Genomic DNA, 14,489 nt, shown 5'->3' on the forward strand with positions numbered 1-14,489 from the left:
AAAAATAGGACAGTTTTTTTGCTGTCCTTATTTTTATTAATTAAAAAATGTAAGTTGTCTTATATTTAAATCTACTAAATTTGATACAGTTATGCCAATAAGTCTTAGCTTTTCCCCATCATAAGCCTCTTCAAAGATTTCCAAAGACTTTTTAAAAATATCATCTTCTTCGTAGATTGTCTCTTCATAAGTTTTTGATCTTGTTTTTATCTTAGAATTTTCGTTTTTCATCTTTAAAGTCAAAGTATATCCAGCAATTTCTTTTACAATCAAATCTTCAGATATTTCTCTTGCAAATTCTTTTAAATAATAAATTAATTCTTCTCTCTTGCTAGTAACTTCAAAAGTGCTTTCTGTGCCAAGACTTTTTCTCACAGTATTGGGAGTGACTTCTCTCTTGTCAATTCCCCTTATTCTCTTGTAAATTTCTTCCCCACTCTTTTTGAAACTGCTTGTCAAAAATTCATAAGACAATGAATATAAATCTTCAACAGTATTTATTCCAATATTTCTAAGCTTTTTTTCTGTTTTATTTCCAATTCCGTGAACTTTTCTAATATCTAAGGGAAATAAAATATGGGGCAAGTCTTCTTCTCTAATTATTTTGACTCCCCTTGGCTTATTCCAATCACTTGCAAGTTTCGCCAAAAATTTATTATAGCTCAATCCGCAGCTTACACTCAAACCAGTTTTTTTATAAACATCTTCTTGAAGCTTATAGACAATATCTTCATCATAACCCAGTCCACTAATATCTAGATAAGACTCGTCAATAGAAACTTTTTCAATTTTATTTGTATAAGTCTTTAAGACTTCAAAAACCTCTCTTGATTTTTCCAAATATCTCTGTCTTCTCATTGGCTTTATAATCAAGTGATCACAGAGATTTTTTGCCATATACATTGGCATGGCAGAGTGAATGCCATATTCTCTTGCAATATAATTTGCAGTAGTTACAACTCCATGATTGGAACTTCCGCCCACTACAACTGGTTTTCCTATTATGCTTTTATCATCTAATTCTTCTACAGATGCGTAAAAGGCATCTATGTCTACATGTATAATAATTGCCATAAATATCACGACTTTAGTATATCATAAATCTTTTTATAATGAAGGTAATTTGATATAATTCTTATGAGGTGAGATTTTGAAAAAAAAGCTTGCGCTCTATGATTTTGACAAAACTGTAGTTGATTGTGAATCAATAATAGAGCTTTATAAATATGGACTTAAACATAAAAAAATAAATATATTTAAAACTTTTGGAGGGCTTACTTCTGCCTACATAAAATCAAAATTTAAGTCTGACTTTGATATAATGAAAACTCAAATGGTTTCTATTATAAAGTATTTTTCAGAAGATGAATTAAAATCTTTTATGACAGATTATCTTTATCCCAAATTCTTTTTTGAAGAATTTGAAGATAATTTTAATTCCCATGATAAAGACACAATAAAAATTTTATGCTCTGCATCTGCGACTTCCTATCTAAAATATGTAAAAGAATTATATAATTTTGATTACATTATTGGGACTGAACTTGACGAGAATTATAAGTTGACAAGTGGCAATAACAAAAAAGATATTAAGGTTAAAAATATTAAAAGGCTCTTGGATAAGAAAGATATAGATATAGATTATGAAAATTCTTCTGCTTATTCTGATTCCTATAAAGATGATAAGTATATGCTTAGACTTGTGAAAAATAGATTTTTAATAAATTCAAAAGTAAATAAAAAGGGCTATTACAATTTAAATTGGCATGCCATTGGCGGCGAAAATAATTTATAAAAATAAAAACTGGAGTCTTTTATGATTAGTCACAAATAAAGTCTCCAGTTCTTTTTTTAGTTTAATTCTAAAAGATATTCTTCTATCAAGCCGGCAATTTCGTCGTAAGATTTTTCTCCCATAAACTCATAAACTTTCTCTCCATCCTTATAAAAGGAAACTCTTGGAAGTTGAAAAATTTCATGTTCTTCTGCAAAATTTTTATTTTTGTCGAGATCCATATAGAAGCATGATACTTCTTTAAATTCTTCCTTCAATAAAACTTCCATTACTTCCATAAGAGGTTCACAGTGAGAACATCTTTCTGCTCCATAAATTATTATTGACATATTATTTTCAGCAATTGTCTTTTCAAAATGACTTGCTGCAATATATTTTATTACTGATTCATTTCTCTTTATTACCTTCTTGTTTTCAGCAAGATCTCTAACAGATTCTGATTCTTGAGAAAGTGGATCTATATCAATTGATAATTCACTCTTATTTACATTTGTAATTTCAACTGACTTGAAGTCACCTGCACCAAGAAGTTTAAAATAAGATGCATCTTCTATTTCTTCAATTTCATTTTCATTTTCATCAATATCTAAGTAGTCATAGGGATATCTGTAAACTCTATAAATCATGTTGTTTTTAAGAAGATTTTCTGTTGTTGTCCTATAAGGGCAAGTCCACTGCCATACAATTTCCTTTGATGGCGTTATTTCAATTACAAGTCCTTCTGTGGCAAGAGTAATTAGGGTGTTTCCATTGGGAAGTCTTTGGAGATTTCCACCATAAGGTGAATAAAATTTGTAACCATTCATTGGTATGGAAAAACCAAAATCTCTTGGATCTACTGACCAATTAAGAGAAAGTGTAACTGGATTTATTTCAAGTATCCTAGAATAATTTCTCACGAAAGGAAGTAGTCCTGATGGAGATGTAAGAGTTGGAGAACCATAGCCACATCTTCCCCCATTGTCAAATATTAAAAGATTTCCTTCTCCTGGCAAACCTCTTGGCACAATACTTGCAAAGGCAGATCCAACTACTGGATCAACTTTTTTGAAATCGGAAAAGTTTGGTCCAAGTTTGTAGCAAATTCTTGACCTCTTCTTGTCAATTATGCCAATAATATTTGCAGCTCTTGCCGTAAATAAAATATTGTCTGGATGAAAGCGAGGATCTCCTTGGTCATACCACTTATTTTCTCCAATAGTTGAAATTGAAGTTACATCAAGGTAATTTCCAAGAGGTCTTTCTGTTATCCTCAAATTTGGATTTCTGTATAAAACATTCTTCGCCTCTTCAGAAAAACCTAACTCGTCAAAATGTTCACTAAAGGAAAATTTCCACAGTATATTTCCCTCTTCATCAACTTCTAAAATAACATCGTCAAGAAGAGTCTTGTCAGATATTCTCGGTTCGACAATAGCATCGTGAACAAGAAGAAGGGTCTTTCCGTTTTCCACAATTTTTTGGTCTGGATAATAATATCCCACAGAATTTCCTTCTCTTTGAAAATCAGAATGGGCTCTCGCCATCCACTTTGGTCTGTATCCCCTATCCTCTGTAAATTTAAACTTGTCAAAATCAAATGAAATTTTTCCATTTTTATCAAATTCAATTAAGTCGATACCATCACTGACACCAAAATCAGATGATCTAAAAGAAGAAATACTCATAATATTTTTATTAGCTAACATTTTTGCTGGCATGGGATTGACAGAATATCTCCTTAATTCTGTTCCGTCCATTTTAGTTATTAGGGCACCATCTTTTGCTGTAGAAATTAAATTTATTCCATTGTAGGCCTTATCTCTTTTATAAAGCACAGTTCCTCTTGGATAGACTCTCATTTTACACCCCTATTTCTAATGTATTTTTCTGCATAAACACTTGCCACTGCTCCATCATTTGCTGCAGTGACAATTTGTCTAAGGGCTTTTTTCCTTATATCTCCAGCTGCAAAAATTCCTTCTACTGATGTCTTCATCTCGTCATCAGTCTTTATAAAACCATAATCATCTATCTCTAAAAGATCCTTTACAAAATCAGAATTGGGACTCATTCCTGCAAAAATAAAAATTCCATCAGAAGTCACTCTAGTATTTGTATTATCTGATAAATCTAAAATATCAAGGCTGTTCACCCTGTCGTTTCCATAGATGCCTTCTAACTTTGAATGCCAAGTGTAAGAAATCTTTGGATTTTTCATAATTCTCTCAGCTTCTAGTTTATTTCCATCAAAATTTCCCTCTTCATGAATAATTATCATGTTTATAGAGTTGGCAAAATTTGAAAGATAATCTGCCTCTTCCAGTGCCAAGTCACCAGATCCAAGAATGTGTATGTCCTTATCCTTAAAATAATCTGCATCACAAGTAGAACAGTATGAAACTCCACGTCCTGCAAATTCAGTTTCACCAGGTACATTTATCATCTTTGCATAAGTCCCTGTGGAAATAATAATTGCCTTTGCCATAAACTCTTTTCTTCTAAGAGTAGTTATCTTAAAAAGATCATCAATCTTTTCAATTTTTTTCACAGTGCCATAGGTAAATTCATTTGTAGTAAAATTTTCTGCTTGCTTCCTAAATTCATTTATAAGATCTCGTCCTGAAATCTCTTTAAATCCTGGATAATTTATAATCTTCGGAGTGTCATTAACTCTGCCACCAAAGGAAAATTTTTCTATAACAAGTGTATTTAAAAGAGATCTGCCAGCATAAATAGCAGCACTTAAACCAGCTGCACCTGCACCAATAATAATTAAGTCATAAGTATTCATTTTATCACCTCAAATTGAATCCACTGGGTTTTTGGGAGCCTTCTTTATAATTTTAAATTTTCCATTTTCATAATCTGCTATATTAAATTCGCCGTTACGTCTAACTCTGTTGGACCAAAAATCTTCTATGGGTATATTTTCCATAAGAGAATAAATGGCGACAATAGTTACACCGTGAGTCACTATAAGTATATTTTCATCTTCACTATTATAGATATTTTCCTCAAAAAATTTTTCAACCCTATTCTTGAGATCATATATACTTTCCCCATCAGGTCTATAATAATTTTCTGGTTCTTCAAAATATTTCTTATAAAGAATCTCATCACTTGTTTTTACATCCTTTATATTTTTCCCTGACCAAGACCCCACATCAATTTCACGAAGAAGAGGCGTCTTTATAATTTCCCTATCAGGACAAATTAATTTTGCAGTATCAAATGCCCTTCCAAGATCTGATGAATAGACCTTGTCAAAGTGTAGGTCCTTAGATTTTTCCCTAAGCCTTAATCCCATATCAAGCCCTTCATTAGTCAAGGCAGAATCTAGTTGTCCTTGGATAATACCAAGTTTATTCCATTCAGTTTCACCATGTCTAGTAAAATAAATTCTCATCTTTCCCTCTCACTTAATACTAGTATAAAGGATAAAAATCAACTAATAAAGATAAAAAAATACTTAGCTAAAAAATTAACTAAGTATTATGATAAAATTTCTATTTTTCCAAACTTTTTGAAAGACTTTTTGCTTCTTCTATTATCTCTCTTGGATAAGATAAATTTTCCAAAATTGCAATTGCATTCCTACTTGTAGCAGGTCCCTCTTTTAAAAGGTAGTCGAACTTTATGTCCCCATCTTCTATCTTTTCTTCAAAGTGTTTATTTTTATACAAATCCTTTAAAAGTATTGTCAGTTCTATGTCGTGTGTCGCTGCCACCACATGATTATTTTTTGCCAAATATTTTAATGTTGCAGTAGCCGATGCAATTCTATCAATTGTGTTAGTTCCTCTAAATATTTCATCTAGCAAGATAATTTTTTCTTCCTTATCTTCTATCATCTCGCCTATTGCTTTGGATTCTGCCATAAAGTAAGAAAGATTTTCCATTATCGAGTCTGAAATATCAATTGCAGATTTTATTTTAATTGCCTTTATTTCAAAACTTTCTCCAAAGAAAATTCCAAAGCTAAGGGCAAAAATTGCATTTATACCAATTGTCCTTAAATAAGTTGATTTTCCCGAAGCATTTGATCCCGTTAAAATTATTGATTTTTCTAAATCTAGATCATTGGCTACAGGCTTTTTTATTAATGGATTGTATAAATTTTTCCCAGAAATTTTTTCACCAAAGTCTGCATAATTTGTTTTGTATGCCCTTTTAATTGAAATAATACCAATTTCACAGTCGATTTTTCCCATTAAGTAATAAAGTCTATGAATTTCTTCTCCATACTTCTTAAAATACTTTTGAGAATTAGAAAAACTCCTAGCTTCTGATAAAAATAATACATTCTTATAAGTTTCTGCAAAGTCCATCTCTGCTATTCCTGTAAAAAACCCAAAGGACTTCAAAGTTTTCTTTAGTGGAGCAATTTCACTCAAAATATTTTCAAGTTCTTGAAGGTCTTCTGTGAAAATTTCATTTTTATTTTTTATCAATTTTTCAGCTACAAATATAATACTTTTTAATCTAACTAAACTCTCCAACTTTCCCAAAGTTATCTCGTTAAATTTTTTGTAAATAAAGGTGTTAATGCCAAGTAGTAAAAAAATAAATAAAATTGCTTGGGCTCTTAAAAAAATAAAAAGTATTAATATGTAAACTGCAGTAAAAGAAAAAACTTTTGCTGCAATTTCCAGTTCTTTTTCTATTTCTACTTCTTCTTCGATAAGATCTAGCACATCTTCTTTAAAAAAACCAACTTTTCCCAGTTGAAACTGGATTTCTTGCAACTTTTCTTCTTTATTTTCAGAGGATTTTATATTTTTTTGAATCTTTACAAGTTCATCTTTATCTAAGAATAAATTCCTAAGCCTATAATAAAAATATTCAAGACCAATTTTTGTCATATTGTGATTCATATTTTCAATAATTTTATCAAAATTTAAATCACTTGCAGTTATTTCAGTAATATTTCCGCCTAGTCTCTTATGTATCCCCTCTATTTTTCCCTTGTATTTTTGGGAATGAATTTTTCCAAAATTTTTTCTTATTTCATCTCGCAAAATCTTTTCATTTCTCTTCTTTACATAGTAATTGTAAATAAAAATAATAGCAGTAAAGCTTATTAATAAAAGGATTGGCGCATAATAATCTTCCATTTTTCCTCCTATATTAATATGTGAATAGTAATTTTTAAATTTTTCCCTTTAATTTACTAAATACTATCATGAGAATTTATTCTATTCAAGACCATCTTTATTTTACTAAATCCTATTATAAAAAAGGCTGCCCACAAAAGGACAGCCCTAAATTACTTATTTATTTTTTAATTATTTGCAGTTTGGAAATAATTCGTCAAAGTTTTTAAGAATTACATTTCCAATATCGTCTTGAGCATCAATTGTTGATCCACCAATGTGTGGAGTAACATAAAGTCTATCAAGTTCGAATAATTTATTTTCTACTGGTACATCTTGAGTGTCAAGTCCGCCAGAGCCAAGTTCGTTAGAAAGTGTATCTAAGTTTGCTCCACCTAGTTTGCCATTTTTGATGTATGTGTAAAGATCTTCTTCGTTTACAATTCCACCACGTGCAGCGTTGATGATGCAAGCTCCGTCTTTCATTTTTTCAAATTCTTCTGCTGCAAATAAGTCCTTAGTGTCTGGAGTTAGTGGCATGTGAAGAGTTATAATATCAGATTCTTTTACAAGAGTATCGAAATCAACTAATTTAGCATAGTCAACTTTAATATCTTCTGGTTTTAAGAATGGGTCATAAGCAAGAACATCCATGTGGAATACATTAGCTATTTCGCCAACTCTTCTACCAATTGCACCAAAACCACAAATTCCTAGAGTTTTGTTTCTAAGTTCTCTACCAATCCATCTGTATTTGTTCCAGATTCCACCCTTAACTTCGTTTTGAGCTTGTACAGAGTTTCTGTAAAGGTCTAACATTTTTGCAAAAACAAGTTCAGCAACTGCGTTTGCATTTTGTCCTGGAGAGTTTTTAACTGGAATATTTTTTTCCTTTGCATAGTCAAGGTCAATGTGGTTAGTTCCAGTTGAACCAACAAAAATTGCCTTTAAGTTTTTAGCAGCATCAAGAACTTCTTTGTTGATGAATGGGTCAACTCTCATGAATAAGAAATCATATGGTTCAATAATTTCTGCTAATTTTTCAGAAGTTGGAAGCATAACCTTATCAAGTTCAATACCTCTTTCTTCAAGTCCCTTGTCAATTAAATCTGACATGTAATCTACCATTAACGCTTTCATTTACATCCTCCTTAAAATTTTATGTACTTCGTTACATTTATATTTTAGTTGAAATTACTATCTTTTTCAAGTTCATTTAAGTTCTTAATTTAATTAATACTTTTCTTTAAAAAAGCCTTTGGAAAACCATTTTATATTTACTTAAAGTTAATGATTTATACAAAGGCTAATAATTTATTCTCTTATTTGTCTTTTTCTCAGCTCATCTAAAACTTTTTTTGCAAGGACAAAAGTAACTATAGCTGTTATAAAATCTGCCGTAGGCGGTGCATACAAAAGTCCCTTTACTCCAAATAAGTTTGCATAAAGATAGGCAAAGGGAACTAAGAGAATAACTTGTCTTAATAGGGAAATTAAAATTCCTCTTTTTGCAAGCCCAATTGATGTCAAAAATCCCATAGTAACTGGCTGCACACCATTTAAAAATGTAAAGAAAAGCATAATTCTAAATAATTTTATGGCGAAGTCAAAATATAAGTCACTTCCTCCACCAAAGAGCATAATTATTTGCCTTGGAAAGACTTGGAAAATTACAAAGGAAAGTGATGAAATTATTAGTGAATACTTAATTGCAAGTTTGTAAACTTCCACTACTCTGTCATAATTTTTTGCACCATAGTTAAAAGAAGATATTGGTTGAAGTCCTTGTGAAAGTCCAATATTTATGCAGAAAAACACCATGCTTACCTTCATGACAATTCCCACTGCTGCAAGAGGAATATTAGAACCATATTCTGACAAGGATCCATAGTATCTGTAAAAATTATTCATAAGTATTTGCACAAAAAGTATTGCCACTTGGTTAAATCCACTTGCTGCACCAAGCCTTATAATATTAATCATCTTATCAAATTGAAATTCAAAATATTTTCCCTTTAAATCTACAGATTTAAAATGCCTTGTAAAATAAAATATTATCATTAAAAAAGAAAAAATCTGCCCAAGAACAGTTGCATAAGCTGCTCCAGCCATTCCCATTTTAAAGGTAAAAATAAAAATAGGGTCTAAAATTAAATTTATGACAGCGCCCACTACCATAGAGTACATGGAATATTTTGGAGCTCCATCAGCTCTTATTAAAGTTGAGCCAACATTTACTAGAATTAAAAAAATAAAACCATAAGAAGTTATGGACACATATTCTATGGCATAATCCATAATTTCTTCTGTTGCCCCAAAAATTTTTAAGAAAGATCCCATAAATATATGAGTTATTATTGTAAAGATTAGGGCTGAAATTGTGGCAAGACTTATGGCATTTCTAATATAGTGACTTGCAAGTTCATCTTCTCCTCTTCCAAGGGAAATATTAAAATTTGCAGCTCCACCAATTCCACACAAAAGTGCAAGAGCTGTACAAATTGTCACAAGAGGAAAGGCAACATTTGTAGCAGCATTTCCCAGCATTCCCACAGAGTTTCCAATAAAAATTTGGTCCACTATATTATAAAGAGAACTTACTATTAGTGCCAAAATACTTGGTATTGCAAACTTTATAAGTAACTTTTTTATATCTTCTCTTCCTAAAATATTTTCTTCTTTCATATATTATCTCCCATTTTATAAAAATCTTTAAAATTTTAAAATTAATTTAAAAAAATAAAAAGACGCATCTGCGCCTTCGATTAAAATTTAAATATTAAGATACATCCTCAAAAGTCCAAGTATAAAAAGATGCACTGGATAAAATAAATAATTAAAGATTTTATTTTGTTTTCCTTTTTCACCATTATACATTATAGTGAGTCCAAATCCAAGTATTGACCAATATTCATTGATAATGCCTACATAGGCAAAAAACACCGAAGTAATAGGTTTATCGTAAAATATATAAAAGAAAAAAGTTGTCATAATGGCATGAAAGTCATAATCGCCTGATACAAAAGTTGATACAAAAAACATAATTATTAAAAGTGGAATAGAAAATAAAATCCAAAAATTCCCAAGTTTTTCTTCATATTTATTTCTAAATTCATCTAAGATCCAAATAGTTATAAGTGAAAGTGCAAGGGAAAACAAGACATTATTTAATCTAAATTCCAAAAAAACTTTTGAAGAGAACATATCGTAAGGTACTTCTGATATTACTGCAAAGAAAAGTAAGTTAAGTAAATACTTTTTCCTTGAGTGAGTCCTAAAAAATCCTTCCACTATAAAAAATGAAAATAGTGGAAAAGCAATGCGACCTAAAATATCAAAAAAAGAAGAAATCTTTGATAAAGTACTTCCAACTTCAAGGTATGGCAAAATTATCGCCTTGTTTACATGGTCGATTAACATAGATATAAAGGCAATATATTTTAACTGTGCTCCATTTAAAATTTGAAATTTCTTTAATTTTTCATTAGTAAATCTTTTGTTCATTTTTCGTCCTTTTGTTGTTATTTTTGCTTTTATCCAAAATAAAAATTGTATTTTAAAAGTACAATTATTTTACTATATCTTTCTAATTTTAAAAATAATTTTTTTAAAAATCCTAAAATCAGCCTAACAAGTCATAAATTTAATTTAAAATATTTTTGTTTTTAATTCCTTTCAAATACATCATTTCGATATACATAATACAACCGTTTTCAGATTTTTACTATTTGAATTTTTATCCAAGTTAATTCCCTATTTCAACTTATTATTAGATTGACATTTTCTTTTTATTATTGTACTATTAAATCATCAAATAAACATTTTCATAGTGTTTCGTTTATTTGAATAATGTCAAGGAGGTATATTATGACAAAGAAAAAATTTACGACATTGATCATGCTTATTGCTTTGGTTACACTTACGCTAACAGCGTGTGGTGGTGGCGAAAATGCAAAGAAAGAAGAAACTGCAAACGCTACTAAGACTGAAGAAAACGCTAAGACAGAAGAATCTACTGGTGAAATGACTGCTGAAGGCCTAATGGAAACAAAGGGCGGATTTATGTCAGTTGCAACTGGTGGTACTGGTGGTACATATTACCCACTAGGTGGAGCACTATCTAACATTCTTAACAATGCAGGTGTTGACTACACAGCAACTGCACAAGCTACTGGTGCTTCTAAGGAAAACGTAGAACTTGTTACTAGAGGAGACGCAGAAATCGCATTTATTCAAAACGACGTTGCTTACTATGCAGTAAACGGCACTGATATCTTTGAAGGACAAAAGAAACCTAGTCTAAAAGGACTATGCTGTCTATATCCTGAAATAGTACAAATCGTTGCTTCTGATTCATCTGGAATCAAAACTATAGATGATCTTAAAGGCAAGAAAGTTGCTGTTGGTGCTCCAGGATCTGGTGTTGAAGTAAACGTTAAACAAATTCTTGATATTCACGGAATTTCTTATGACGATTTAGGAAAAGTAGATTACTTATCTTTCGCAGAAGCTGCTGACCAAATTAAATCTGGTCAAATTGATGCAACTTTCTTAACTGCAGCTATCCCATCTTCAGCTATTACTGAACTTGCAACAACTCACGATGTTCACCTAGTTCCAATTGCAGAAGATAAAGCTGAAGCTTTAATCGAAAAATATCCTTTCTATGTTAACCTACACATCACTCCTACAGAATACAAGGGACAAGACCAAGAAATCTCTGTAGTAGCTGTTCAATCAATGCTTGCTGTTGATGAACAAATGGCTGAAGAAGATGCTTATAACATTGTAAAACTATTATTTGAAAACCTTGATACTATGAAAGAATCTCACGCTAGAGGTGGCGACATCGCTCTTGATAAGGCTCTTGATGGTATGAGTATTGAACTTCACAAAGGTGCACAAAAATATTTTGACGAAGTTAAAAAATAATGAATGGTAGAAATAAAGAGGGCATTGGAAAGATTTTATTCTTTCCAATTCTCTTTATTATATTAGTTTTTTTATTTTATCCTTTGTAAAAATAGATGCAATAATAATCAAATCTTATTTTAATAAAGATCTATTAAAGATTGAACATTTAAAGGATAAAGAAAGGTTCGGCATAGTATATACACATTCAGTTGAAAGATCAGAAACCAGCGAATGGTATGAAGTCCGTGACGGAAAACTAATATTAATGGAACAAAGATATAGAGATCAGGGTGCAGGTCTTCCTGTTAATTTAATCTACAAATTCAAGTATGCTGAAGACGGAAGTTTTTGTCTATATGATATGAATGTTCCCTTTGAAACTGTTATTTATAGAACAGGAGCAGTCATAGCTAATCACAAACTTGTAATTAATGGAAAAACTACTCCCTTCTTAGAATTTTCTGAGCCTAGAGAAGCTTTAGAATTTTCTACCGAACACATTTCACTTTTGGATTACGCACTAAGGAGGTGCCAAATTGAGCGATAATGATAAAAAATTAAATGAAAACCTAGAAAATGAAAACACGACTACAGAAAACACTACTGAAAATAATGTTAAGTCTGCAGAAGAACTAGGTACTATGAATGTTGACGAGTTAATGGAACAATACGACCTTGAAACTAGTAAACTTCGTAAGTTAACTGGCAAGGTTGCATTATTCATTACAATCGTTGCAATATTAATGTCTGCCTTCCATCTATTTACAGCATGGAATGGTACACTTTTAGCTATGAAGCAAAGATCACTTCACTTAATCTTTGCCTTTACTCTTGGCTTTGCCCTATATCCTGGATTTAAAAAATCATCTAAAGATAAAATTGATATTTTAGATTGGATATTAATGGCTCTATCAATTTTTGTTTGGGGCTACATATTCTTTAACGTAGAAGAAATCGCCTTAAAGGGTGGTCAAATGTCATCATTTGACATGGTAATGGGTGTTTTAGCAGTTCTCCTTACTCTTGAAGTTACAAGAAGAGTTGTTGGACCAGAACTTCCAATTGTTACCATAGTGTTCCTACTATTTGCATATTTTGGTAGAAGCTTGCCAGGCGTTTTTGCCCACAGAGGCTTTAATATAACTAGAATTGTTTCTCATATGTACATGACTACAGAAGGTATTATGGGTACACCACTTGGAGTATCTTCTACATTTGTATTTATGTTTATCTTATTTGGATCGTTCCTAGATAAAACTGGCGTTGGTGAATTCTTTATAGACTTTGCCTATGCTCTTACTGGTTCTACAAGATCAGGTCCAGCAATGACATCAGTATTATCTTCAGGACTTATGGGTTCTATCTCAGGATCATCTGTTGCAAATACAGTTACTACTGGTGCTTTTACAATTCCTCTAATGAAATCTGTTGGATACAAACCTCACTATGCAGGTGCCGTTGAAGCTACTGCATCAACTGGTGGACAAATAATGCCTCCAGTAATGGGTGCTGCTGCTTTTATCATGGCAGACTTCACAGGTTTCCCATATATTTCAATTGTTAAAGCTGCTATTATCCCAGCTGTTCTATATTATATAGCTGTTGGTACAATGGTTCACTTAGAAGCTTGTAAACTTGGACTAAAGGGAATGCCTAGAGAATCCCTTCCAAAGGTTTCAAATATTTTAAGAAAACAAGGTTACTTAACTTTACCTCTAATTGCTATTATCTTTATGTTGGTTAAACAATTTCCGCCAACAATGGCTGCTTTAACTGGTATTGTTATTGGTGTTATCGTTGCTTTTGCAGCATCACTTATTAAAAAAGACGATTCCTTTACTCCAAAAGATATACTTGGAGCAATGGAAGCAGGTGCTAAGGGTGCCGTTGGTGTAGCTTGTGCCTGTGCATGTGCCGGTATGATCGTAGGTGTTGTAACACTTACAGGTTTCGGTCTTAAAATCGCAGAAGTTATTGTATTAATTGCTAAAGGTAAACTTATACCTACACTACTTCTTACAATGGTTTCTTCAATTATACTTGGAATGGGACTTCCAACTACTGCAAAATATATAGTTCTTGCAACAATGGCTGTTCCAGCAATAACAAAACTTGGTGTAAACCTAATGTCAGCTCACTTATTTATCCTATACTTTGGTGTAGTTGCTGACGTTACTCCTCCAGTTGCCCTAGCAGCTTACGCAGGAGCAGGTATTGCAGGTGCTAACTCAATGAAGACTGGTTTCCAAGCCTTTAAACTTGCAATTGGTGCCTTTATAATACCTTACATCTTCGTTATAAATCCAAACTTAATTATGGTTGACTCAGTTGTGGGAACAACAGTAAACTGGCTTCCAATAACATCAGCATTACCAACAATTGTAACAGCACTTATTGGTACTGTCTGCTTGGCAGGTACAGTAGAATCTTACCTATTTGGAAATCTAAGAATTTGGCAAAGAGTTATCCTACTTGGAGCTGCCTTTGCACTTCTTGATCCAAAACTTTTAACAGATGCAATTGGCTTAGGCGCTTTAGCAATAATCTTTGTTACTCAAAGACTTTTAAACAAGGATAAACCAGCTGCAGCATAAAACTAATTATCTTTAAATTTATTAAATCATACAAAAAAGAGGTTACATATTATATATAGCCTCTTTTTTTATACTATTTTTCATTTTAAATTTATTTTCAATTAATTTTAT

General features: G+C 31.5%; 12 protein-coding genes. 4 read left to right on the top strand and 8 right to left on the bottom strand.

Annotation, left to right across the window (positions count from 1 at the left end; all coding sequences use genetic code 11):
* Positions 1 to 36 precede the first annotated feature (36 nt).
* The gene (locus HGPT_RS05625; protein WP_019138857.1) at positions 37 to 1,074 is read right to left on the bottom strand and encodes a DNA polymerase IV; all 1,038 of its coding nucleotides are present in this window, start codon (positions 1,072 to 1,074) and stop codon (positions 37 to 39) included.
* Between the two features lie 76 nt (positions 1,075 to 1,150).
* On the opposite strand from HGPT_RS05625, the gene HGPT_RS05630 reads away from it, so the two are divergent.
* Positions 1,151 to 1,795: an HAD family hydrolase gene (locus HGPT_RS05630; RefSeq protein ID WP_019138858.1), complete on the top strand. Its 645-nt coding sequence runs from the start codon at positions 1,151 to 1,153 to the stop codon at positions 1,793 to 1,795.
* 56 nt (positions 1,796 to 1,851) lie between these two features.
* Here HGPT_RS05630 and HGPT_RS05635 read toward each other — a convergent pair whose 3' ends face one another.
* From HGPT_RS05635 to HGPT_RS05665, 7 genes are all read right to left on the bottom strand, one after another.
* Positions 1,852 to 3,636 carry a thioredoxin domain-containing protein gene (locus tag HGPT_RS05635; protein ID WP_019138859.1) on the bottom strand — a complete coding sequence of 595 codons (1,785 nt, stop codon included), beginning with the start codon at positions 3,634 to 3,636 and terminating at the stop codon, positions 1,852 to 1,854.
* Positions 3,633 to 4,568, bottom strand: coding sequence for an NAD(P)/FAD-dependent oxidoreductase (locus tag HGPT_RS05640; protein ID WP_019138860.1), 936 nt, complete (start codon positions 4,566 to 4,568; stop codon positions 3,633 to 3,635). Before HGPT_RS05640 ends, HGPT_RS05635 begins: the two co-directional genes overlap by 4 nt.
* Before the next feature lie 9 nt (positions 4,569 to 4,577).
* Entirely contained in the window at positions 4,578 to 5,183 is a 606-nt protein-coding gene (locus HGPT_RS05645; RefSeq protein ID WP_019138861.1) for a histidine phosphatase family protein, read from the bottom strand.
* Between the two features lie 100 nt (positions 5,184 to 5,283).
* On the bottom strand, positions 5,284 to 6,891 hold the full coding sequence (locus HGPT_RS05650) for a MutS-related protein (protein WP_019138862.1): 1,608 nt from the start codon (positions 6,889 to 6,891) through the stop codon (positions 5,284 to 5,286).
* Between the two features lie 171 nt (positions 6,892 to 7,062).
* Positions 7,063 to 8,010, bottom strand: coding sequence for a D-2-hydroxyacid dehydrogenase (locus HGPT_RS05655; RefSeq protein WP_019138863.1), 948 nt, complete (start codon positions 8,008 to 8,010; stop codon positions 7,063 to 7,065).
* Between the two features lie 174 nt (positions 8,011 to 8,184).
* Positions 8,185 to 9,555, bottom strand: a complete 1,371-nt coding sequence (locus tag HGPT_RS05660) for an MATE family efflux transporter (RefSeq protein ID WP_019138864.1) — start codon at positions 9,553 to 9,555, stop codon at positions 8,185 to 8,187.
* Positions 9,556 to 9,642: 87 nt separating this feature from the next.
* On the bottom strand, positions 9,643 to 10,374 hold the full coding sequence (locus HGPT_RS05665) for a TraX family protein (protein WP_019138865.1): 732 nt from the start codon (positions 10,372 to 10,374) through the stop codon (positions 9,643 to 9,645).
* Between the two features lie 363 nt (positions 10,375 to 10,737).
* Here HGPT_RS05665 and HGPT_RS05670 point away from each other — a divergent pair, with 363 nt between their 5' ends.
* The 3 genes from HGPT_RS05670 (at position 10,738) to HGPT_RS05680 (ending at position 14,378) form a co-directional block, all read left to right on the top strand.
* Entirely contained in the window at positions 10,738 to 11,802 is a 1,065-nt protein-coding gene (locus HGPT_RS05670) for a TAXI family TRAP transporter solute-binding subunit (protein ID WP_019138866.1), read from the top strand.
* Between the two features lie 172 nt (positions 11,803 to 11,974).
* Entirely contained in the window at positions 11,975 to 12,331 is a 357-nt protein-coding gene (locus tag HGPT_RS05675; RefSeq protein WP_245544170.1) for a DUF1850 domain-containing protein, read from the top strand.
* Positions 12,321 to 14,378, top strand: a complete 2,058-nt coding sequence (locus HGPT_RS05680) for a TRAP transporter permease (RefSeq protein WP_019138868.1) — start codon at positions 12,321 to 12,323, stop codon at positions 14,376 to 14,378. The genes HGPT_RS05675 and HGPT_RS05680 overlap by 11 nt, the downstream gene beginning before the upstream one ends.
* Positions 14,379 to 14,489 lie beyond the last annotated feature (111 nt).

Source organism: Peptoniphilus timonensis JC401 (assembly GCF_000312025.1).
GTDB classification, from domain to species: domain Bacteria; phylum Bacillota; class Clostridia; order Tissierellales; family Peptoniphilaceae; genus Peptoniphilus_A; species Peptoniphilus_A timonensis.